This is a genomic window from Bacteroidota bacterium, assembly GCA_018692315.1.
In the GTDB taxonomy this organism is placed as follows: Bacteria; Bacteroidota; Bacteroidia; order Bacteroidales; family JABHKC01; genus JABHKC01.
Genome location: JABHKC010000233.1, coordinates 1 through 24,226, shown reverse-complemented (window position 1 = coordinate 24,226; position 24,226 = coordinate 1). Strand labels below are relative to the sequence as shown.

The window sequence follows — 24,226 nt, the reverse complement described above, 5'->3', positions numbered from 1 at the left end:
TAGCCAACAAAGAATAATTAAATTGTCCAAAATGGAACAAAGCCAAAAAGATAAAAAACTAATAAAAAAATTAAAAAATAAGTACCATCTTAAAATATATAATGAAAATACTTTCGAAGAGGTTTTTTCATTTCGTTTGTCGAGGTTGAATGTTTTTGCTTCAATAGGATTTTCAATTATAATTTTAATAGCCTTAGTTACGGTTTTGATTGCCTTCACGGGTTTACGAGAATTTATACCAGGATATCCTGATGGAAATATGAGACGTATGATTATTTCCAATGCTCTGAAGGTAGATTCTCTGAACTATCAACTAAAATTGAAAGACCAATATTTTCAAAATCTGAAGAATATAATTGAAGGAAAAGAGCCAGTCGTACACGTTCCTGAAAAGGAAGCAGAGGTAGTGTACAGCGACATAAAGTTCGAACGATCGAAGGAGGATTCCGCTTTGCGTAGAAAAATTGAAAACGAAGCCCAGTATAACATTACTGCTTTCGAAAACAACGAGCGTGCAAATGTATTTAGCAATATTCATTTCTATAAACCTGTAAGTGGCTTGATAATATCTAAGTTTGAAAAAATGAATGAGCATTTTGGTATAGATATCGTTTCCGAAAAAGATGCAGTCGTTTCTTCAACCTTACCGGGAACGGTCATTATTGCAACCTGGTCGATAGAGAATGGATATATAATTCAAATTCAACACGAAAACGATTTGTTGTCAATCTATAAGCACAATTCAAAATTGTTTAAAAATGTAGGCGATGAGGTATCTGCTGGCGAAGCAATTGCTATTGTTGGCGATTCGGGAGAATTGTCGAGCGGTCCGCACCTTCATTTCGAGTTGTGGCACAACGGAATTCCATTGGATCCGCAAAATCACATAGTTTTCTAATTTTTTGACAAATCGAAAAAAAACGCAAATGAAAAAAAGAATAGCAATTTTAGGATCAACCGGCTCAATAGGACAACAAGCATTGGAAGTTATTGAAAATCATAGCGATTTGTTCGAGGTAGAAGTGATTACTGCAAATAACAATGCCGAACTTTTAATTTCTCAAGCTCTGAAATTTAAGCCATCGACAGTGGTAATTGCAAATGAAAACAAGTATAATGAAGTTTCAACGGCTCTAACCAAAAGCCAGATAAAAGTTTTTGCCGGCGAAAAAGCAATTTCTCAGGTTGTTGAGTACGATTCAATAGATATTGTACTAACTGCGATGGTGGGGTATTCAGGGCTTCTTCCAACAATTAATGCTATTTCCTGGGGAAAAAATATTGCTCTTGCCAACAAAGAAACTCTTGTGATTGCCGGCGATTTGATAATGCAGCTTGCCAAGAAAAAACAAGTAGATATTATTCCGGTTGATTCCGAGCATTCGGCTATATTCCAATGCCTTACTGGAGAAATGCATAATCAAATAGAAAAAATAATTCTAACAGCCTCTGGTGGACCTTTCCGTCAATTAGATTTTGAAAGCTTAAAAAAAGTAACAAAAAATGATGCACTCAAGCATCCAAATTGGAACATGGGAAATAAAATTACCATAGATTCTGCAACCTTAATGAATAAAGGTTTTGAGGCTATAGAAGCAAAATGGTTGTTCGATGTACGACCCGAACAAATTGAAATTATTGTACATCCACAATCTATAATTCATTCTCTGGTACAATTTTCCGATAGCAGCATTAAAGCACAACTCGGACTACCCGACATGAAACTGCCAATACAATATGCTCTTTCTTATCCAAAAAGGATTAAATCGAATTTTCCTCGTTTCAATTTTTCTAATTTTCCAAATTTCTCTTTTGAGGAAGTTGATAACAAAAAATTTCGTAATCTTGTGCTCGCTTTTGAGGCGATGAAAACGGGAGGAAATATGCCATGTATAATCAATGCTGCAAACGAAATTGTAGTGAATTCTTTTTTAAATGAAAAAATTGGATTTTTATCAATGTCGGAAATCATAGAATCGACCATGGGCAAGGTAAGTTTTATTAAAAACCCAAGCTACGACGATTATGTTGAAACCAATATTGAAGCACGGCAAATTGCAAATGATTTATGCAAACAATATTTTTTATAATTTAATGTTTATTGGAGACTTAATTATATAAAATATAGGTGAAAACTTTCGATAGCATCGCGATATACTATAAATATAAAATCAATTTTAATCTGAAATTTAAAATATCATATGGACTTTTTTTTACAAGCGTTTGAATTTTTGGCAAGTATAAAATATCAAACTTTAGGCTTTTTCTTAAGCCTGTCATTGCTGATTATTCTTCATGAATTTGGACATTTTGCATTCTCTAAAATTTTTAATACACGAGTTGAGAAATTTTATCTTTTTTTCAATGCTTGGTTTTCTATTCTCAAGTTGAAAAAAACAAAAGACGGCTGGAAAATCAAATTTTTTGAAAAAAATAAGGAAGAAACTGAACCATTTACTACTACTGAATATGGTATGGGCTGGATTCCTTTGGGCGGTTTTGTAAAAATATCTGGTATGGTTGACGAATCGCTCGATATGGAGCAAATGCAAAAAGAGCCGGAAAACTGGGAATTTAGGTCTAAAACTACCTGGCAACGATTATTAATTATGCTTGGCGGTGTGCTCGTTAATTTTGTCTTAGCACTTTTCATTTACTCTATGATATTATTTACATGGGGACAATCGTACGTACCAGTAGAAAACGGAACCGATGGAGCAGTTTGGGATACGCTTGGGCTTGAAATTGGTTTGCAGCACGGGGATATTGTCCAGTATGTTGATACTTACAAGATTGAACAATTTCGAGACATAATTGAACATTTGTTAGTTGATAATGTAAAAACAATTACCGTAAAAAGAAATAACAAAATTGAAAAAATTCCTGTTCCTGAAAATTTTCCGGAAATGATGCTAAAAAGAGGAGTTAGAACCACTCCTTTCGGAGGATTTAGATATCCATATATTGCCGACAGCATAATTGAAAATAGCGCGGCTGACATAGCAGGAATAAGAAGAAACGATAAATTGCTTGCAATAAATGGTATTGAAACTCCTTCTTTTTATGAATTTGCATATGAAATAAGTAAACATCGAAATAAGGAAATTGAAGTGAAACTTCAACGAAATTTCAATGAAATATTTTTAAAAGCAGAAATTGGAGAAGAAGGAAAGTTGGGAGTTTATGCAAAACCTCCTTCACATTTTTATGAAGTAAAAACCACCGAATATTCATTCATAGAGTCTTTTCCTGCCGGAATAAGTTATGGAGTAGATGTTTTGGTTGGCTATGTAAAACAAATGAAATTAGTATTTTCGAAAGAAGGAGCAAAACAATTGGGCGGTTTTGGGCTAATTGGTGGTTTATTTCCTAAAACCTGGGATTGGGCAGTATTTTGGCAAATGACTGCATTTCTTTCTATAATTTTAGCTTTTATGAACGTTCTGCCAATTCCGGCTCTCGATGGAGGACATGTAACATTGCTCTTGTACGAAATTGTTACAAGAAGAAAACCAAGCGATAAGTTTCTCGAAATATCGCAAATAATTGGAATGATACTTTTATTCACACTCTTGATTTATGCAAACTTGAACGATATCTTAAGACTAATTGGGGTTGAGATGTTTTAATTTGAATAGATAAGATTTAAATATCAATATTTTAATTTCATGTAAAATGCTGTTATATAAGCTAATAAAACTAATTAAATATTCATAATCACACTATTACAAGCATAAGAGCAAATAATTGATAAAAAATATTTAACTTGCTACATTTTTTAAGGATTTTTAATAAGTTTTGCAACAAAGCATTTTAATTTCTTGTCTCGAATAATATCAAATTTATTGTATAACAATACTCAAATATTTAATTTTTAACTAAATCTATTTTTATGAAAAAACTTGTTCTATTGGGATTTTTGACTTGTTTTGTTTTTGTAAGTTTCGCACAGGTCAATTCAATTTCCGAAAAATCAAAAAAAGTCGAAACAGAATTGAATCTGAAAAAAGAGTTTTCTGATTATCACAAAGCTCTTCCGGAACGGATTAATGTTCCTTCTTCCGACAAAAAAATGAATATAAATTCATCTATAGAAGAAAATTCTGATGGACGTGAGCACCGTTTGTTATCTTCTGTCAAAAACAATACAAAAAAGAATAGCAATAAATCAACTCAGTCTATTTGGTCAAATAATTTTTCGACTCCTGCAGATTGGGAAATAGGTAATATTGCTTCGAATAATCAAAACTGGGTAATTACAACACTTGCCCCTACCGGTTTTTATTCAGCTGGTATGGGAGCAATTTCATCTACTTCAGGTGGAAACTTTGCAATGTTCGATTCCGATGCACTTAATGAATCAAACCCTACTCCTTTAGTACAAAAAGGTTTCATTAGAACAGTAGGTTCAGTTGACCTTACCGGGCACCCTTATGTAAAAATAAGATTTGAACAACTTTATAGAAGGTATCTGGATTTAACTTATGTAATTGTTCACACAGGAGGTCAGTGGCAGCAAATTGAAGTAAATGCAAATGTGGCTTCCAACGATATGGGAGCAGATGTGGTTGAAGTTGATATTTCAACAATTGCAGGAAACCAACCGGCAGTGCGAATTGGGTTTTTCTACGATGGAGAATGGGATTATGCATGGATGGTTGATGATGTAAGTATTGAAGATGCAGTACCTAATGATGCTTCCACAGAGTTTATTTATGCTCTTGGAAAAATTCCTGTAAATACTCCACATGTAGTTCAAGCAGTTGTTCAAAATAATGGATACAATGCTTTGACAAATTTGAGTGTTACGCTAACCGTATCAGGTGCAAATTCATATACAAATACACAAGTATTATCAGCTTTAGCTGTTGGTGGATTAGATGTTGTAACTTTTGCAGCATATACTCCTACAGTTGCTGGAATAAACGATATTACAGTTTCGGTTGCAAACGATGATAATAACACAAACAACAGTTATTCTTACTGGCAAGAAGTTGGGAATACATATGCCTATGCCGATTCGACATCAAGTTTCAGTGGATTAGGATATGCCGATGGTGAGGGAGCAATGTTTTGTAAATATACAATGTTTGGATCTAAATCTATTCCAACTGTTAATGTTGGTTTATCTTTCGATGCAGATTGCGTAGGACAGACTGTATATGCTATGGTTCTTGATGCTCTAGGAACAATTGTAGGTGCCTCAAGCAATTATGTAATCCAAACAGCCGATATTGGTACAATTAAGTCGTTTGCAATTACAAACCCACCAACTATTACCGGTACTGATTTTTATGTTGGAATTGCTCAAACTCAAGGAACTATTCCTTTTGAATATTATCCTCTTGGAACTCAAGAAGAATCTTATGTAAGATCAAATGCATATTATACAGCTGGATTAGATGCTTCTGGTCTTGCAGAAGCTACTGGATATGGCAGATTTGTATGTGAAGCAGTTGTAGGCGGTGGAAATGCCAATGATATTGGAGTAATTGATTTTGTATCTCCAAATAATAATAGTTCATGTGCATTAACAAATGCCGAAAGTGTTACAGTTACAATTATGAATTTTGGAACTAATGCAATTTCTAATTTCCCAGTTTCCTATACTTTAGATGGAGGTACTGCTGTTACCGAAACTGTATCAACTTCAATTGCAAGTGGTGCGACTTACGATTATACATTTAATACAACGGTAAATCTTTCAGCCTTTCAAACATACAATTTTGTTGGTTATACAAACCTTGCAAATGATGAGGATACTACAAATGATGCTCATAATTTCCAAATTTTAAGTGGAAATGCAAGTATTACTGTAAATATATTTACAGATGGATATGGATATGAAACATATTGGGCAATTTTTGATATTTCAGAAAATATTGTAGCTACTGGAGGTATCGAAACAATATACGATAATTATACTTTATATAGCACCGATGTTTGTGTTCAATCCTCAGGTTGTTATACATTTATCATTTTTGATGATTACGGCGATGGACTGTTAGACTCTGCTTATTATGAAGTATTATTCAATGGAAATCAAATTGCATATAATGGCAATTTTGCCAGTGCTGGCGAAGCAGTTTATTTCATTGGGAATGGTTGTCCTGCAAATGATTTGGGAGTAGATGTAGTTTATACGCTCGGTAAACTTCCAAAACCAAACGGAATTCCACATACTGTTTCTGCATTGATAACTAATTATGGAACAGCAACTCAGACAAATGTTAATGTTACTTTAGATATTACAGGTGCAAACAATTTTACAGATGTAAAAACGGTTACATTGCCATCGAATGGTGATACTCTTATCGAATTTGCTACTTTTTCTCCAAGCAATGCAGGTTTTAATACAGTAACTGTTTCTGTCCCAACTGATGAAAACGATTTGAATATTAGTGATTCATATTATCAAGAAGTAAATTCTGAGATTTTTGCATATGCTGATACATCTGCTCCGGCAAGCTCTGTTGGATACGACACAGGTGAAGGTATGCTATTGAACAAATATTTTATGAATGGCTCAAACGATGTTGTTGGAGTAAATTTCAATTTGTCAAACAGCACCGACAATACTGGAAATACAATGTATGCTGTTGTTTTAGATACTGATTCTAATATTTTAGGACAATCGGCAAATTATATTATTCAAGCATCCGACCTTGGTACATTAATAACTTTCAATTTGCAAAGTCCTGTAACATTTACAAATGAATATTTCTTCGTAGGTTTTGTTCAAACAGCAGGAATAGCTAGTGGATATTTCCCACTTTCAACTCAAGACGAATTTATTGAAAGATCAGGTGCCTACTATGGAGCATCAACTACAGGTACATCTTTGACAGAATATACTACACTTGGTAGATTTATGATTGAAGCTGTTGTTGCAAACAGTGGTCCAGGATGGTCCTTTACTGTAACCTCAGGAAATCATACCATTTTAATTCCTGATTTTGTTCCTTTGACTATTGATGGGATGCAGATAGAAAGTGGCGATTATATTGGAGTATTTTATGATTCGCTCGGTACGCTTGCTTGCGGTGGATACATTAAGTGGGAAGGTGTAACCAATTCTATAACTGCTTGGGGAGTCGATGCAGGAAATGATGGTTTTGCTGCCAGCGAAGAATTTACATGGAAATTGTGGGATGCTTCTACAGAATCTGAATACTTAGCTGTTGCAACATATAATCTTATCGACTTTCCAATGGGTAGCACATATGTAACCAATGGAATAAGTGGTTTGCTCTCTTTAGTTGCTCTCACAATTGAAACCCAAACAATAAATATCCCACAAGGCTGGAGTATGTTTTCTACATACATCGATCCTTTTGAGCCTGGTGTAGATAGCGTTCTTGCAGATATTGCAGCAAATGTTACTATAGTTAAAAACGGAATGGGAATGGTTTATTGGCCTGCATGGGGCATTAATAATATTGGTAGTTTAGTGATTGGCGAAGGTTATCAGATTTATGTAACCTCAGCTCAGATACTAACTGTTGAGGGAATTTCAGTAGTTCCTGAAATTACTCCTATAACAATTCCAGCAGGATGGAGCATTATGGGATACTTACGTCAAGCACCGGCAGATATTGCTGTTATGCTTGTTCCGCTAACTATATACGGAAGTGTTACTTTAGTTAAAAATGGTTTAGGTTTGGTTTATTGGCCGGCATATTTCATAAATAACATCGGGAATATGAACCCCGGCGAAGGTTATCAAATAAATATGGTTTCCTCGCAAGTGTTAACATTCCCTGCAAATACTAATTTCTCAAAAATATTTTCTTTTGAAAAAGAGAATAAAATTTATATTAATAAAATAAATTCCGGAAATAATATGACAATTGGAATTCCATTAGAATCATGGCAAATTCAACCAGAATTTGGTGATGAAATAGGAGTTTTTAATTCTCATGGAAATCTTGTTGGTAGTACTGTTTTCACTGGGAAAAATATTGCTATTACTGTTTGGGGGAACAATGAAATTTCGAATGTTTCTACATTAATTGATGAAGGTGAAACTTTTAGTCTAAAATTATGGAATACAAAGCTAAATTCAGAAGAAACTTTAGAAATTGTAAGTTGGATTGAAGGAAATGATTCCTACTCAAATAATGGGATAAGTGTAGTTAATGATCTAAAAATATCTGGTCATGTTGAATTGTTCCAAAATGCACCAAATCCTTGCTCTACAGCTACTGAAATAAAATTTTACATTTCGGAAGAAACTCATGTTGTAATAGATATTTATAATGTACTTGGCGAAATGCTTGATGAAATTGTAAATTCAAATTTCAACCAAGGTATGAATACTGTTGAGTTTAATGTTGAAAATTATAGTTCGGGTACGTATTTTTATAAAATCAGTACTGAAAATTACTCAGCAACAAGAAGTATTAGTATAAAAAAATAAAATTATCATGAATAAGAAATTGAGATATGTCTTAATTTCTTATTCTTTTTTTAATAACACAAATTAAAATCATTTAGAATGCGAAGAAAAAATATTTATAAATCATTAGCATTATTTTTCAGTTTATTATTATTTATTAATCTTTCGGCTCAACCACCAAGTTGGAGTGTAGCTATTACAAGCGGTAATCATTCAGTTTTGGTACAGGCAACTACAACAATCGATATTGATGGAAATAGCATAGATATTGGTGACTATGTCGGTGCCTTTTACGATTCTGCAGGAACATTAGCTTGTGCTGGTTTTATAGAATGGCAAGGAGTAAATGATGCAGTTACAATTTGGGGCGACGATGGACAAACAACATTCCCAGATGGAATGAGTGCTAATGAAGTATTTAAGTGGAAGATTTATGATGTTTCCGCTAACATGGAATATGATGCTACAGCAGGTTATGAGCTAGGATTTCCAAATAGTAGCACATTTGCTGTAAATGGAATTAGTGGTTTGGCCAGTCTTTCTGCAATCATACAAACTATGGCTCCAAGCTGGAATTTTCCAAGCGGTGGTGGTACAGGATCAAATCATACAATTTTGGTACTGAATTCAATTCCAATCACCATTGATGGAACTCAGGTTGTATCAGGAGATTATGTTGGTGTTTTCTTTGATTCTCTTGGCACTTTAGCATGTGCAGGATATACTTTGTATGAACCCAGTGGAGGAAATATGTCAATAACAGCTTGGGGAGCAGACCTTGGAAACGATGGTTTTCAAGCAGGTGAAACTTTCAAATGGAAAATTTGGAGACAAGCAGATAATACAGAATTCGAAGCAATTGCAACATATCAAACTATTGGATTTCCAAATCAAGGTATTTTCTCCGCAAATGGAATATCCGGACTTGCAACTTTGATTGGAGTAGCTTACCTTGGAACCGACCTTGAAATTTCTGATTGGATTGCACCTTTATCAGCTTGCGGAACACTCGGTGCCACCGAACAAATTACAGTTCAAGTTACTAATGTAGGAAACGCTGTTGTAAATAGTTTTGATTTATCATTTTCGACCGATGGTGGTTTAAATTTTACTACTGAAACAGTTAATCAAACTATAAATATTGGTGCAAGCTTAAATTATACATTTCTGCAAACTGTTGATATGTCGCTTGTTGGATCCACATGGATGTGTAGTGCAAACGTTGCAGTAGCAAATGATACAAACTATTTTAACAATGATATTGCCATCGATGTTGGAAACTATCTAACACCGATCGTTAGTATGTCCGGATTGCAAACAAGTTATTGCTACGAAGATCCGATTGATACACTTGTAGGAACTCCCGCAGGTGGTATTTATACTGGTATTGGAGTTGCAAGTGGTTTATACTTTCCTACAAATATTGGAGTAGCTACTATTGTTTATACAGTTTCAAATCCGGGATGTTCTGTATCGGATTCAATGACAACAGAAGTATTTGACAATCCTATAGTTGATTTGACTACACAGCCCACTCCGCTTTGCGATGGAGATATATTTCCTGCTCAGGCAACTGCAGGTTATGCTTCATATTTGTGGTCAGATGGTTCTGCCAATAATACGCTTGATATTTTAGTTGATGGAACATATTCGGTTACAGTAACAAGTATTAATGGGTGTTCTTCCGCTGATGATGTTATGGTTGAGTTTACTTCTCTACCAACACCAAATTTCCCCGTAGAAATTAACGAATGTGAAGGAGCAACTGTTACTCTTGATGCTGGCCCTGGTTCAATGTTTTATTGGAATTATGATACAATACCATCTTTTACGCAATTCTTAATAGTCGATACAACTGGATCTTATTGGGTTGAAGTAGTTTATATGGGATGTTCTGGTTTCGATACAGTTGAAGTAACATTTAATCCTAATCCTGTTGCCCTTATAGTAGGAGAGAGTGAATCTTGCGAAGGCGAAACAGTTACACTTGAAGTTAATGTTGCTGATTTTTATTCATGGTCAACAGGCGAGACTACTCAAGTTATTGATGTAACTGCATCAGGAACCTATAGTTGCGAAATTACTAATATATTTGGTTGTTCAGGAACAGATTCACATAATGTTACTTTCTTCCCAAATCCAAGTTTCTCAATAGTTTCAACAGGCTTGTTATGCGAAGGTGAAACTATTACGCTTACTGCCGATATTGCAGTTCCTGAATATTCATGGTTCGATGGTTCTACAACTCAATCTATTGAAATAACAAGTTCTGGAACCTACGATGTTACAGTTACAGATAATAATGGATGTAGTGGTACTAACTCCATTTGGCTTGAATTGAGCACTCCACCTGTGGCAGATTTCACTGTTGACGTAAGCTGGTTTGAAATTACAACCACTAATAATTCGACCGCTGCAGTTTCTTATTCATGGGATTTTGGCGATGGCAATACTTCAAGTGATGCGAACCCTGTTCATCTATACTCTCTTGAAGGAGTATATACAATTACGCTTATAGCTGAAAATGAATGTGGAACCGATACTTCAACATATGAAGTTACCCTAACTAGCATCAATTCAAGTTCTTTATTAAATTCATTGAGCATAAATCCAAATCCAAGCAATGGTAAATTTATGATCTCAATAAATGATATTTTTAGCAGTGAATTAAATGTTAGAATTCATAATTTGATTGGACAGGAAATTTTTTCAGCTTCATATGAAATCGAAAACGGATCCTTTGAAAAACAAATTGAACTACAAGATGTTTCAAAAGGTGTTTACCTAATTAAATTGATTACAGACGAAGGAATTTCTTCTAAACGATTAATAATCGAATAAAAGCTAAAATTTAAACAAAAAAAAAGGGTACTATTTATAGTATCCTTTTTTTTATGCCAAAAAATTCAAAAGAGTTTACTTCTTCCAAACATAAGTTTTATCCTCAAACATTTCTTTTCCCCAAATAGGCACATTAGCTTTAATCAAGTCCACAAGCTCTGGCAAAGCTTCAAAGGCTTGCTTTCTGTGTCCTGACGAAATCATCACAAAAAGCGAAATTTCTCCAACCTTTACCTCGCCAATGCTGTGCAAAATCGTTATAGATTTTATATCATAATATTTTTGCGAAATGCTGTTTATTATTGTTTCAATTTCTTTATTTGCCATTTGTTCGTAACAAGAATAAACTATTGATGATACATATTTATTCTCAATCTGATCGTTTCTCACTTGCCCATAAAATACCGAAAAACCTCCCGGGAATGCTTTTAGATTTTCTTCTCTTATTTTTTCAGCTACAATTTCTGGCGAAATAGGACTATTTATCAAATAATTTGTCATAAATTTTATTTTATAAGGGGACTTCTAAAAATAGTAAATTCCAAGGAGTAAGAAATTTTATCCTCCGGCAAAAGGTGGCAAAAGTGCAATTTCATCATTAGGACTGAGTTGCGTAAGATTATCTGCAATTTCTTCGTTCACAGATATTATAAATTTCTGATTTTCTAAATCAGGATATTTTCGAAATAAGTAATCTTTTAATTCAGAAATGTTTTTTACAAAAGGAATTTTTATTTGATTTGTTCCAACTATATCATTTAAAATCCCAAAGAAAAGTATGTTTATTTCCATTTTATATTTTTTTCAGAGCCTTCGATAAATCTTTTTTATCATTAATATTCACAAACAGTTTTTCGGAATAGAAGTCTAAATCAGGTGTAATGCTTACTTCTTTTAATTTTGAATTACAAATCACTTTTGGAGGCGAATGAATTCCATCATTTATGGCGTTTTCGAAAAATTTGTATGTATGTTTTAAAAATTTTCCAGTAATTGGCTCATTAATTCCATCATGTTTCGGAATGGCAATTTCGTAATTTTCAGAAGAAGTTATTAAATACTTGAGCAAATCGGCTGAAATGTATGGCATATCGCAACTTACAATAATATTTAATTTGTTACTTGATTTTTTTAGGGCAGAATATATACCGGCAATTGGTCCAATGTTTTTAATTTCATCTGCAACTATTCGCGCTTGTAAAAAATCGAAATCATGTGAATTTGTGCTGATAATTATTTCTTCGCAAAATGAGGAAATTGTACCGTAAACATGATCTATAATTCTTTTCCCATTAAAGTTGATGAGTGCCTTATTTTCCCCCATTCTGCTACTATTGCCACCTGCTAAAATTATTCCTGTAATTTTCATTTTTTGTATTAGTTAAAATGAATAATCATGCCATTATAGAAATCAATTTTATGCAGTTTTGGAAAAAAATGCTTAATAATGGAATTGTCAACCTTAGTTTGGCTGTAATTATTCAAAATTAAACTAACTCCTTAATCGAAAATTCAAAGCTTTCCATTATTGGATTTGAGAGTATTTTTTTGCAAGCTTCTCTTACTTTCTCTTTAGCACCATCTATATTTTCAGCATCAATTTCTAAAGTAATATGCTTCCCAATTCTTACATTTTCTACCGATTTGTAGCCAATGTTGTGCATGCTCAAAGTTACGGCTTTTCCTTGTGGGTCTAATAAGGCTTTAAGTGGCATTATGTTTATTTCTGCAAAATATTTCATTTGTCTATTTTTATTTTTGTTTCAATAAATAGCTATTCAACACCGACAAAATTATATAAATAATAATAATTATTGGAATTGAAATGGATTTAAAAATAAATATTGTCAAAATTGAAATCAGTAGAAACAAATACCTCAGTTTGTTTTCACCGAAATTGTAGGTCTTAAATTTTAACGAAAACATTTCTATTTCTGAGACCAGTAAGAATGAAAATATTACTACCAGCAATTCTAAGAAATATACATTCTCTATTATTGTTGCAAAAACTGAATCTTCGTTGTAAAAAAGAATTATTGGCAAGGAGGCTATAAATATAGCATTTGCAGGTGTAGGCAAACCTATGAATGAGACAGTTTGACGAGTGTCAATATTGAATTTTGCTAATCTTAGACCAGAAAAAACCGTAATTAAAAAGGCTAATAAAGAAAGAAATATTTGATAAATTGGCAGTTCGAAAGAAAATGTATTTATGTTAAGAGATTTTAGAATTAATGAAAAAACTATTACTGAAGGAGCCAAACCAAAACTTATCATATCGGCGAGCGAATCTAATTGTTTTCCAATTTCGGAATAAGCTTTTAATAATCGGGCACTAAAACCATCGAAGAAATCGAATGCCGCTGCAATTATAATGAAAATTGAAGCTAAAAAAAGATTGTTCTCGAAAGCTAAAATTATAGAAATACATCCCGACAAAATATTTAAGGATGTGATTATGTTTGGAATATGTCTCATGCTTTTAATTACTATTTAGTAATTAATCTTGTCTTCCTTTTTCTGCCAATTCTCAAAAGCAATTTGTCCTTCTGTGTGCAAAATTTGCTTGATAGGAATTTTTCTTTCTTCTAAAGAAAGCTTTATTTCTTCGTAAATTAAAGAATCGTCAAATCCAATATTTTTGGCATCGCTTCTATCATTTGCAAAAAATATTTTATCGATATGTGCCCAATAAATTGCACCAAGACACATTGGACATGGTTCGCAGGAAGTGAATATTGTGCATCCCGATAAGTCGAAAGTATTTAGTTTTTTTGCGGCAAGCCTAATTGCTGCAATTTCTGCATGAGCGGTGGGGTCATTATTTTGTGTAACTTGGTTTGCTGCTTCCGCAACAATTTCATTATTTTTTACAACAACTGCTCCAAACGGACCGCCTCCATTTTCAATACTTTTTTCCGAAAGACGAATTGCTCTTTGCATAAAATAATTATTATCATTCATTATTTATGTTTGAAAAATTTTTTCTGAAAAAGAATGATAATGAATACTCCTATTGTTATTGATGAATCTGCAATGTTAAAAACCGGTCTAAAGAAAATAAATTGCTCGCTTCCCCAGAAAGGGAACCATTGTGGGAAGTGTCCTTCAAATATTGGGAAATAGAGCATGTCAACAACTCTGCCATGTAGGAAAGATGAATATCCGCCCTCGGCAGACAAAAATGTTGCAAGCTGATGATAGCTGTCGTTGAAAATCATACCATAGAACATACTGTCTATAATATTTCCGAGTGCTCCGGCAAATATCATCGAAATTGAAATTATTAGACCTTGGTTTGCTTTGTTTTTTACAAGATGATATATGTAAATTCCGATTGCAGTAACAGCAAATAGTCTGAAAATGCTTAGTATCATTTTACCTGTTTGGCCGCCTAACTCCATGCCAAATGCCATTCCATTATTTTCAGTAAAATGAATAATAAACCAATTGCCAAAAATTTTATGCTCTTCCCCCATAAGCATATGAGTTTTAATCCATACTTTTAAGATTTGGTCGAGCAGCAATATGATTAGAACAACAATAATTGGTCGCTTCATACGGGTATTGCTATTTTTGATTTCGTTTTGCGTCTATGCTAAGAGTAGCGTGCGGAACTGCTTTTAGACGTGGTTTTGAAATAAGGTTTCCGGTTTCGCGACAAATTCCGTATGTTTTGTTTTCTATCCTAACTAATGCTGATTGCAAATGTTGAATGAATTTAATCTGTCGTTGAGCTAGTTTTCCAGCTTCTTCTTTTGACAATACAGAGGCTCCTTCTTCTAACACCTTAAATGTGGGCGATGTGTCTTGAATGTCATTATTGTCAGTTTGAGCAATAGTACTACGAAGAGTATCATAATCGCTTTGAGCCTTTTCTATTTTGCTTAATATTAGTTCTTTAAATTCATTAAGCTCTTCATCTGAATATCTGTTTTTTTCTGCCATAACAATAAAATTTTGTTAAAGATAAGCTAATTATTTAATTTCTTATATTTTATTTATATTTACAATAGTTGATATTTTATCATCAATTTCAATAAATTTTGCATCAGCAAGATCTACTTCATCTTTAAGAAGTATATTCAACGATAAAGTTTGTGTTTTAATATAATCGGAATAATTTTCTATTACCGAATTAATAACTTCATTTTTTTGAATCTCAATTGTGATTTTGTCTGTAACATCAAAACCGCTATCTTTTCTGAAATTTTGAATACGGTTAATTAGCTCTCGAGCAATTCCTTCTTCTTTAAGTTCTTGAGAGATATTAATATCAAGGGCAATAGTAAGTTTCCCTTCGCTTGTAACTAACCAGCCAGGAACATCTTCCGAAATAATATCTAATTCGTCGAGCATTACTTCGTATGGTTCGTCGTCTATAAAAAATCTATATTTTCCTTCCTTTTCAATTTTCAGAATGTCTTCCTGACTGAGATGGTTTATTATTGAAGCTAATTGTTTCATCAATTTCCCGAACCTTCTGCCAAGTTTTTTGAAATTTGGTTTTACTTTTTTTACAATAATTCCTGTAACATCTGTAATAAGTTTAATTGATTTTACATTTACTTCCGAAAGAATTATTTTTTCAATAGCATTTATTTTTTCAACATGCTTTTCGTCTAAGATTGGAATCATAATCTGACTAAGTGGCTGGCGAACTTTAATATTGACTTTTCTCCTGAGAGACAACACCATTGAACATATTTTTTGTGCAATCTCCATTTTTGCTTCCAGGTCTTTGTCGATATATTTTTCATTGTATTTCGGAAAATATGACAAATGGACTGAAGTTTCTGAATGTGAATTGCTTACGCTGTTTAAAGCTAAAAATAATTGTTCGGTATAAAATGGTGAAATTGGTGCTGCAAGTTGAGCTACTGCTTCAAGACATGTATATAAAGTCTGATATGCAGAGATTTTGTCAGTGGAATATTCTCCGCCCCAATATCTTTTTCGGCTTAAGCGAACAAACCAGTTGCTTAGATTTTCTGAAACAAAATTTTGAATTGCTCTCGCTGCTTTTGTTGGGAAATAGTTTTCGTAACAATATTCTACTTCTTTAATTAACGAATTTAAGACCGATAAAATCCATCTGTCTAATTCGGGACGTTGATTAATTACAATATTGGGTTCATTATATTCAAAGCCATCGACATTTGCATAAAGTGCAAAAAATGAGTATGTATTATATAATGTGCCAAAAAATTTTCTTCTCACTTCATCGATTCCTGAAATATCGAATTTCAAATTGTCCCAAGGTTGCGAATTCGAAATCATGTACCACCTAACCGGGTCGGAACCATATTTTTCGATTGTTTTGAATGGATCAACTGCATTTCCCAAGCGTTTCGACATTTTATTTCCATCTTTATCGAGAACCAAGCCGTTCGAAATAATATTTTTGAAAGAAACAGAATCAAAGAGCATCACAGCAATTGCGTGAAGGGTGAAAAACCAACCACGAGTTTGGTCAACTCCTTCGGCTATAAAATCGGATGGAAAAAATTGCTCAAAATCGTCTTTATGCTCAAATGGATAATGCAATTGAGCGTATGGCATTGCACCGGAATCAAACCAAACATCTATCAAATCTTTCTCACGGAACATTTTTTTGCCAGTTGGCGAAACCAAAACTACATCATCAACAAATGGTTTGTGTAGGTCAATTTTGTTATAATTATCTTCTGAATTATCTCCAACTTCAAATTCCGAAATTGGGTTTTTGTGCATAAATCCGGCCTCAACAGATTTGTCAATTTCTTTTTTTAGTTCTTCTACAGATCCAATGCAGATTTTTTCTTCTTTGTCTTCCGAAACCCAAATGGGTAGTGGTGTGCCCCAATATCTTGAACGTGAGAGATTCCAATCGACTAAATTTTCTAACCATTTTCCAAATCTGCCTGAGCCTGTAGCAGGTGGTTTCCAATTGATTGTGTTGTTTAGTTCAATCATTCGGTCGCGTACTGCAGTAGTTTTTATAAACCAAGAATCTAATGGATAATATAGGATTGGTTTGTCAGTTCGCCAGCAATGCGGATAATTGTGCTCATGTTTTTCGATATTGAAGGCTTTATTCTCCTTTTTCAGTCTTACAACAATATCTACATCTACAGTAGGATCGGCTTCAGTAAGATTTTCATCGTAGCTGTTTTTTACGAATCTGCCGCTTATTTCTTCACAACCATCAATAAATTTCCCTTGCTTATCGACCAAAGTAAGCGAGCCAATTCCATTTTGTGCAGCAACTCTGTAATCGTCGGCTCCAAAACTTGGTGCTATATGAACTATTCCTGTCCCATCTTCTGTTGTAACAAAATCACCGAGTACTACCCTAAATGCATCTCCATCAGTAGGTTGATGAAACTTCAATATTTGTTCGTATCTTATTCCATTGAAATCTTTACCAATATGTTCTGAAATTATTTCGTATGGAATTTTTTTATCTCCTGTATTATAATCTTCAAGTTTTAAATCTTTATTCTTTTTAGAAAAATGCTGTGTAAACAAATCTTCTGCAAGAATAACAGAAATTTGTTTTCCGGTATATTGATTATAAGTTTTGACTTTTACGTAATCAATTTTCGGACCTACAGCTAAAGCTGTATTAGAAGGAAGTGTCCATGGAGTTGTTGTCCATGCCAGAAAATATACATCATCGTTTGAGTTGTCGTACAAAAACTCAGAATCCTGATTTCTCACAATCTTAAATTGTGCTACGCATGTTGTGTCTTTCACGTCTTTGTAGCAGCCGGGTAGGTTCAATTCGTGAGTGCTCAGACCAGTACCTGCTGCCGGGGAATATGGTTGAATTGAATGTCCTTTGTACAAATAGCCTTTTTCGTAAAGTTTTTTCAAAAGGTACCATAAAGTTTCGATATATCTGTTATCGTAGGTAATATATGGATCGTCCATATTTACCCAATATCCCATAATTAATGTAAGTTCTTCCCAAAGATCGGTATATTTCATTACATCTTTTCGGCAAGCTTTATTGTAGTCTTCAATTGAGATTTTTTTTCCAATATCTTCTTTTGTAATGCCAAGGGTTTTTTCTACGCTCAATTCTATTGGCAGACCATGTGTATCCCAACCAGCTTTTCTTTTTACATGAAATCCTTGCATAGTTTTATACCTGCAAAAAATATCCTTTATGCTTCGTGCCATTACATGATGAATGCCAGGTTTTCCATTTGCAGATGGTGGTCCTTCGTAGAAAACGAAAGACTTTTGACCTTCTCTCGAGCTTATACTTTTTTCAAATGTATTGTTCTCTTCCCAAATCTTTAGTATATCTTTATTTATTTGTGAAAGATCTAATTGTTTATATACAGGAAATTTTTTTGCCATCTCTGTTGATAATCATTTTTAAAAAATCTGGCAAATATATAAAAAATCGTTGTTTGTGAGTCTTATTTTTAAAAATGGCTAAATCTTTTTTTGAGGTGCTGGAAATTAACTTTCATCCTATAATTATGAAATATAAAGTTCAGTTTATTGTCCTATCATTTACTTTTGTCTTGACATAAAAGTAACAAAATGTCAAGAAAAAATGATGCTACAACCCAAATGCCATCGCTCGCCCTCCATTTTTTCTGGCCAACGCCTATAATTTTTATCAAAATTATCTGTAGCCTTGATTTTTGTTTCTTTTTATCAAGAAAAAGAAAACAAAATTAATCTAAATTGTTAATATTCAGTACGCAATAACATGTAAAAACGCAAATCGGACATTTAGCCTTTTACAAATTCAATTTACCTTTAGATGGCAAAAAAGGTTATTTTCATGAAACTTTCGAAGGAGTTTGTTTCCTAAGGTTTTCGAAGAACAGCCTATGATAATGCAATTTAGTATTTTAGCTTACAGATAGCTATCACCAAAACATTTCATTTCAGCACCTCAAAAAAAGATTTTGCCAATAAAATTGTGAGGCTACAATCCGCAAAATTTGAATAATAAACTTATTTGGTTATATTCGTACTATAAATATTATTAAAATATGCGATATGGTATTAATTATTAAGCAGAAATTTCTTGTCAGAATAATATTTTTTGTAATATTTCCATTAATTTTTTCATGCAATAGCAAATCCAGCAAACAAAATATTACTCAGGATACTACAAAAACTGAAAACCTTACAAACATTTTATCTGAGGGAAAATTTGTTGCCGTAACCGATTATAATTCAACAAATTATTTTGTGTATAAAGGCGAACCAATGGGCTACCATTACGAGCTTTTGAAAATATTTGCAGAATATATTGGCGTAAAACTAGAAGTTGTTGTGAGTAACGATTTGGAAGAAACTTTCAATTGTTTGCAAAACGGAGAATGCGATATTATTGCAATGAACCTTACTGTAACAAAAGATAGGGCCAAACGATTTGCATTCACTGAGCCACATAACCAGACCCGACAAGTTTTGGTTCAACGAAAACCCGAAGGCTGGGAAAAACTAAAAAAGCATTCTTTAGAAAATCATCTCATTAGAAATCAGTTAGATATTGGAGGCAAGACAGTTTTTGTTCAGAAAAAGTCTATTTTTTACGACAGATTGATTACGCTTTCTGATGAAATTGGTAAAAACATCAATGTAGTTGAATTATCGAATTATGAAACTGAGCAGCTAATTTCTCTTGTTGCAAGTGGCGAAATAGATTACACTGTATGTGACGAAATAGTTGGTTTGGTCAATCAAACTTATTATCCTAATATTGATGTTGGAACCACTATAAGTTTTCCGCAAAATCTGGCTTGGGCTGTAAAAAAGGATGCAAATGATCTTCGCACAGAAATTGACAAATGGTTGATAGAATTTAAGAAAACAGTTCGTTTCCGAAATATTTATAATAAGTATTTCCGAAATAGCCGTTCGGCGAATATTGCAAAAAGTGAATATAATTCTATTTCAGGTGGCAGAATTTCTGAATATGACGAACTTATAAAAAAATTCAGCGAAAATCTAAATTGGGACTGGCGACTGTTGGCTTCATTAATTTATCAGGAGTCGAAATTTAAACCAAATGTACGATCATGGGCTGGAGCTTATGGATTAATGCAGCTAATGCCTTCTACAGCAGAGAGATATGGCGTAGATTCTTTAGCAAATCCTGAAGAAAACATAGAAGCTGGCGTGAAGTTTCTTATTTGGCTCGATCAAGTTTTATCTGAAAAAATTGATGATGAAAAAGAAAAAATAAAATTTATATTAGGCTCATACAACGTTGGTCTTGGGCATGTAATTGATGCCAGAGCCCTTGCAAAAAAGAATGGAAAAGATCCTGATGTTTGGAACGAAAGTGTTGATTATTATCTAATAAAAAAATCACAACCCAAATATTATCATGATCCTGTTGTTCAGCATGGATACTGTCGGGGAATTGAAACTTATAATTATGTAACTGAAATATTGGAACGATACGAGCATTATAAAAATGTTATTGTGTTACAGAAGTTTTGATTTTACCAAAACAAAAAAAGCCCAGGCTAAAATTTAACCTGGGCTTTTTTGTATAGAAATTGTTTTTTATCTGTTATCGACAATATTTGCAAGTTTTTTTATTGCTTCGTAGGTCTGATATTCAGATCTTGATTGGGCACCTGTTGTTAGTCTGGTTTGCTCGGCAACTAAATCGCCTTCTTCTTTTTTATTTGTTGAAGTTATTTTGAAAACATAAACTCCGTTTGCTCCTATGACAGGATTAGAAATTTTGTTTTCTTCAGAATTTAAAACTGCTCCAATTAATTCTGGCTCTACTCCTGCTCCCGGCACCTGAAAAGCAGAGAAATTAATGCTTTCAGCTTTTTCTACATTCGATTCAATTTTTGCAGCAATTTCTTCAAGCGATTTACTTGCAGCAATTTCTGTCTCAAGATTTGAAATAATCTGTTCAGCTTTTTTGCTCTTGATTACCTCTGCTTCAACTTGTTGGCGTATTTGTTGGAGTGGGGCAATTCCTTTTTCTCTCAATCCTGTAAGAACAGCAACTACATATTTATCTGCAAGATCGAAAACAGGAGAAACCGAATTTAATTCAGCACGATAAGCCCAGTTTATTAAAATATCAGGACGTTCTAATCCTGCAATTTTTTTCTCAGATTTTATAAGATTTGGAGCAACACGTTTGGTTAGATTTTCTGAAACAACAGCACTTTCAAAGCTTTCAAGATTTCTGTTTTTACCTGCAAAACTGTTTGCTCTGGCGTAAATATCTCTATAAGTCTTAGTTCCCGGAATTACTTTTATCTGAACAATCCCAACTTGAACTTTTTTAATTTCTTCTCCTCTGTCGCTCAAATTAACAAGATGAACACCAGCTTGAGAATCAATAATGCCAAAATCTCCAACCTTTGCTTCAAAGCACCAGTCGTTAAATGGTTTCAACATTTGATTTTCCTTAAACCAGCCTATATCGCCTCCACCGGCTGCTGAGCCATCAAGCGAATGTTGTTTTGCTAATTCGGCAAAATCTGCTCCTGCTTCTGCTAATAATTTTAGGCTGTCTAAAAGAGTATGTGCAGCAGTGTAATCTTCCTGAGTTTCAACTTTTATCAAAATATGACTTGCTTTTACCGAATCCGGTAAAAAGTTTATTGCAGATAATTTAGCAATTTTGTAGGTATTATTTTCTTTATATGGTCCGTACGTTTCTCCAATCTCGGAACTAAATGCAAAAGTATCTAACATTTCAGGAAGTACACCTTGCTTGTAGTTTGTTTCGTCATACGACTCGTCTGAGCTTAGATTTATAAATTGCATATCGTTTTCTGCTTCCACAAATTCTGGAATTAGTTTGTCTAATGCTTCTTTTGCAAGTTTGTCATCTTCAGTCGATGCTATAACATCAAAAGTAACATATGAAATATCGCGTGAAGCTTCTTGTTGATATTTTTTCTTGTGCGATTCGTAATATTCTTGTACCTCTTGTTCTGAAATGTTTATTGCACTATCAGAAATAGTATTATATTTTTGAACAATAAAGTCGAAATTTGCTTCAAGGGTTTTTTCTTCTAATGCTGCTTTTGCTTCGAAGTTGGTTGCATACATTCCTTTTTTCACAAGGTTCATATATTTTGTAAAAACTTGAGAAGTAACAATTTGTTCTTCAAGGAATAACCAATAATTTTTTGAATCTATTGCTTCTTCGCTATCCATGTTTTTCAAAAAGTTGATAATCTGGGTTCTATCAACCTGTCCGGTTTCTTTGTTTTGAAAAATTTGCTGAACTATAGGATGTAAATTCTGACCTTGAGTAAGTTCGAAAAGTTCTTCAGGGTGAATGCCTAATCCTAACTCGTTGTAGGAATTCTCCATAGCAGCAGTTTTGATAATTTCGTCCCAAATTTGCTTTCTGATACTTTCTTCTGTTTCAGGATCAATAGTAGTTTTTCCTCCTTGATTGTTTATATAAATTTGTCTCAATCTTTCTATTTGCTCGAAATAGTTGGTATATGAAATTGATTTGTCAAAAACTTTTGCCATTTCGTTTTGTGAATCAGTAAACATTGATTTTCCTGAAGACAAAAAATCGCCAAGAATAAATGCTACTAATGCGATCCCAATAATAATTGCTACTAATGGTCCCTTTTTCCTTATTTTTTCTAATGTTGCCATTTATTAATTCATTAAAAATTATCAAAAAATTTTGAGCCTGCAAAAATAGATATTTTTTTTAATTTAATAATTAGAAATTTAGTTTTTATTTTCTTTGGCTTTAATTAGTTCCTGAAATTAGAAAATCATAGGATACTGATTGTAAATTAACACTTTGAATATTTTTTCAGCATCTCCCTTTTAATGATTATCATTGCATATAGAAAAGAATGGTTTTTAAAAGAATTTGCTATCAGCTAAGATATTTTAATTAATACATTCTGTTAATAATATTTATTTCTGAAAAATGATTATTATTTTTGCCGATAGGAAATTGAAAAAATATGCTAACAATTATAGCATAGCAGTAAAAAAAAATGGGTGCAAGAAGAGCAAAGCTTTATAAAAAAAGATTAGACGATATGGTTGCTGTTGAGAGTTTTATTGACTTAGAACATTTGCCTGGATGTTTTCATCAGTTATCTGAAAACAGAAAAGACCAATGGTCTTGTGATTTGGATCAACCGTATAGGCTAATATTTAGGCCTGCTAAAAATCCAATACCAAAGAATGATGATAGCAAACAAGTTTTAATTGAAATTAAAAGTGTAGAAATAATTGAAATAACAAATTATCATAAGGAGGGATAAATTATGGCCACATTAAATGAATATTACCCTGAAATAGTATTTCATCCTTGCGAGACCCTTAATGAGAAATTGGAAGAAATGAAGATGAGCCGAAAAGAATTTGCAATACGTACTGGAAAGCCAGAGCAGACAATTATTGCAGTCTTAAAAGGTAATAGTTCACTTACTCCTGAAATGGCAATTTTGTTTGAAAATATTACTAAAATTCCTGCTTATTTCTGGATTAATAAACAAGCAAGATATAATGAATATAAAGCTAGAGAGCAAAGGAAATATGCAGTTGTACAAGCTGAAGTATGGACAAGAAAGTTTCCATATGCTGAAATGTCAAAAAATAATTGGTTGCCTAAAACAAGAAAAATAGAAGAAAAAACCATTAACTTGTTTGAGTACTTCTCAATATCATCATGTGAAGCATGGAAAAAATTATACATAGAAAAGGAATTAAAAGTAGCAGCTTATACATCATTAAAACATACTTTTGAACCTCATGCAATATCAGCGTGGTTGCGACAAGGTGAAATACAAGCTGAGCAAATTAGTGCTACTGAGTATGATAAAAAGTTGTTTAATAAAAATCTGTTGAAAATAAAAGATGTTATCCCAAGTTGAGAACAATATTTTATATCTGCCTACATATGAGCATATTACGTTCATAGGATTCGTTTTTCGGGTACTACGGATTTTGTAATTTCAATATTTTCAACGAACTAAATTTCAAGTTGCAAAGTTAACAAAATAT

17 protein-coding genes and 1 pseudogene are annotated in these 24,226 nt (G+C 33.1%); 8 read left to right on the top strand and 10 right to left on the bottom strand.

What is annotated here, in order from left to right:
- The first annotated feature begins 31 nt into the window (after positions 1 to 31).
- The 5 genes from HN894_17105 (at position 32) to HN894_17085 (ending at position 11,239) form a co-directional block, all read left to right on the top strand.
- Complete coding sequence (locus tag HN894_17105; protein MBT7145043.1) at positions 32 to 898, top strand: M23 family metallopeptidase; 867 nt, start codon at positions 32 to 34, stop codon at positions 896 to 898.
- A 28-nt stretch (positions 899 to 926) separates the two neighbouring features.
- Entirely contained in the window at positions 927 to 2,090 is a 1,164-nt protein-coding gene (locus HN894_17100; protein ID MBT7145042.1) for a 1-deoxy-D-xylulose-5-phosphate reductoisomerase, read from the top strand.
- 111 nt (positions 2,091 to 2,201) lie between these two features.
- A complete protein-coding gene (gene rseP / locus HN894_17095) occupies positions 2,202 to 3,629 on the top strand; it encodes an RIP metalloprotease RseP (GenBank protein MBT7145041.1) in 1,428 nt (475 codons plus the stop codon).
- A gap of 263 nt (positions 3,630 to 3,892) precedes the next feature.
- Complete coding sequence (locus HN894_17090; protein MBT7145040.1) at positions 3,893 to 8,419, top strand: T9SS type A sorting domain-containing protein; 4,527 nt, start codon at positions 3,893 to 3,895, stop codon at positions 8,417 to 8,419.
- A gap of 78 nt (positions 8,420 to 8,497) precedes the next feature.
- Positions 8,498 to 11,239, top strand: coding sequence for a T9SS type A sorting domain-containing protein (locus HN894_17085; GenBank protein MBT7145039.1), 2,742 nt, complete (start codon positions 8,498 to 8,500; stop codon positions 11,237 to 11,239).
- Between the two features lie 75 nt (positions 11,240 to 11,314).
- Here HN894_17085 and HN894_17080 read toward each other — a convergent pair whose 3' ends face one another.
- From HN894_17080 to HN894_17040, 9 genes are all read right to left on the bottom strand, one after another.
- Complete coding sequence (locus HN894_17080) at positions 11,315 to 11,740, bottom strand: molybdenum cofactor biosynthesis protein MoaE (protein ID MBT7145038.1); 426 nt, start codon at positions 11,738 to 11,740, stop codon at positions 11,315 to 11,317.
- A gap of 57 nt (positions 11,741 to 11,797) precedes the next feature.
- The gene (locus tag HN894_17075; GenBank protein MBT7145037.1) at positions 11,798 to 12,031 is read right to left on the bottom strand and encodes a MoaD/ThiS family protein; all 234 of its coding nucleotides are present in this window, start codon (positions 12,029 to 12,031) and stop codon (positions 11,798 to 11,800) included.
- 1 nt (position 12,032) lies between these two features.
- Positions 12,033 to 12,608: a molybdenum cofactor guanylyltransferase gene (locus HN894_17070; GenBank protein MBT7145036.1), complete on the bottom strand. Its 576-nt coding sequence runs from the start codon at positions 12,606 to 12,608 to the stop codon at positions 12,033 to 12,035.
- Between the two features lie 118 nt (positions 12,609 to 12,726).
- Entirely contained in the window at positions 12,727 to 12,981 is a 255-nt protein-coding gene (gene purS, locus HN894_17065; protein ID MBT7145035.1) for a phosphoribosylformylglycinamidine synthase subunit PurS, read from the bottom strand.
- 10 nt (positions 12,982 to 12,991) lie between these two features.
- Positions 12,992 to 13,717 (bottom strand): CDP-diacylglycerol O-phosphatidyltransferase, encoded by a 726-nt coding sequence (locus HN894_17060; GenBank protein ID MBT7145034.1) that lies wholly within the window; start codon positions 13,715 to 13,717, stop codon positions 12,992 to 12,994.
- 15 nt (positions 13,718 to 13,732) lie between these two features.
- Positions 13,733 to 14,203 (bottom strand): nucleoside deaminase, encoded by a 471-nt coding sequence (locus HN894_17055; protein ID MBT7145033.1) that lies wholly within the window; start codon positions 14,201 to 14,203, stop codon positions 13,733 to 13,735.
- Positions 14,203 to 14,799, bottom strand: a complete 597-nt coding sequence (locus tag HN894_17050) for a lipoprotein signal peptidase (protein ID MBT7145032.1) — start codon at positions 14,797 to 14,799, stop codon at positions 14,203 to 14,205. Before HN894_17050 ends, HN894_17055 begins: the two co-directional genes overlap by 1 nt.
- A 10-nt stretch (positions 14,800 to 14,809) precedes the next feature.
- Entirely contained in the window at positions 14,810 to 15,187 is a 378-nt protein-coding gene (locus HN894_17045; GenBank protein MBT7145031.1) for a TraR/DksA family transcriptional regulator, read from the bottom strand.
- Positions 15,188 to 15,229: 42 nt separating this feature from the next.
- Entirely contained in the window at positions 15,230 to 18,589 is a 3,360-nt protein-coding gene (locus HN894_17040; protein ID MBT7145030.1) for an isoleucine--tRNA ligase, read from the bottom strand.
- A gap of 657 nt (positions 18,590 to 19,246) precedes the next feature.
- On the opposite strand from HN894_17040, the gene HN894_17035 reads away from it, so the two are divergent.
- Positions 19,247 to 20,701 carry a transporter substrate-binding domain-containing protein gene (locus HN894_17035; protein MBT7145029.1) on the top strand — a complete coding sequence of 485 codons (1,455 nt, stop codon included), beginning with the start codon at positions 19,247 to 19,249 and terminating at the stop codon, positions 20,699 to 20,701.
- Between the two features lie 66 nt (positions 20,702 to 20,767).
- Here HN894_17035 and HN894_17030 read toward each other — a convergent pair whose 3' ends face one another.
- The gene (locus tag HN894_17030; GenBank protein MBT7145028.1) at positions 20,768 to 22,855 is read right to left on the bottom strand and encodes a hypothetical protein; all 2,088 of its coding nucleotides are present in this window, start codon (positions 22,853 to 22,855) and stop codon (positions 20,768 to 20,770) included.
- Between the two features lie 286 nt (positions 22,856 to 23,141).
- Between HN894_17030 and HN894_17025 the strand changes: the two are divergent.
- Together HN894_17025 and HN894_17020 are read left to right on the top strand one after the other, a co-directional pair.
- Positions 23,142 to 23,484 (top strand): annotated as a pseudogene (locus HN894_17025) (killer suppression protein HigA).
- An 84-nt stretch (positions 23,485 to 23,568) separates the two neighbouring features.
- Positions 23,569 to 24,096, top strand: a complete 528-nt coding sequence (locus HN894_17020) for a hypothetical protein (GenBank protein MBT7145027.1) — start codon at positions 23,569 to 23,571, stop codon at positions 24,094 to 24,096.
- The last annotated feature ends 130 nt before the right edge of the window (positions 24,097 to 24,226 follow it).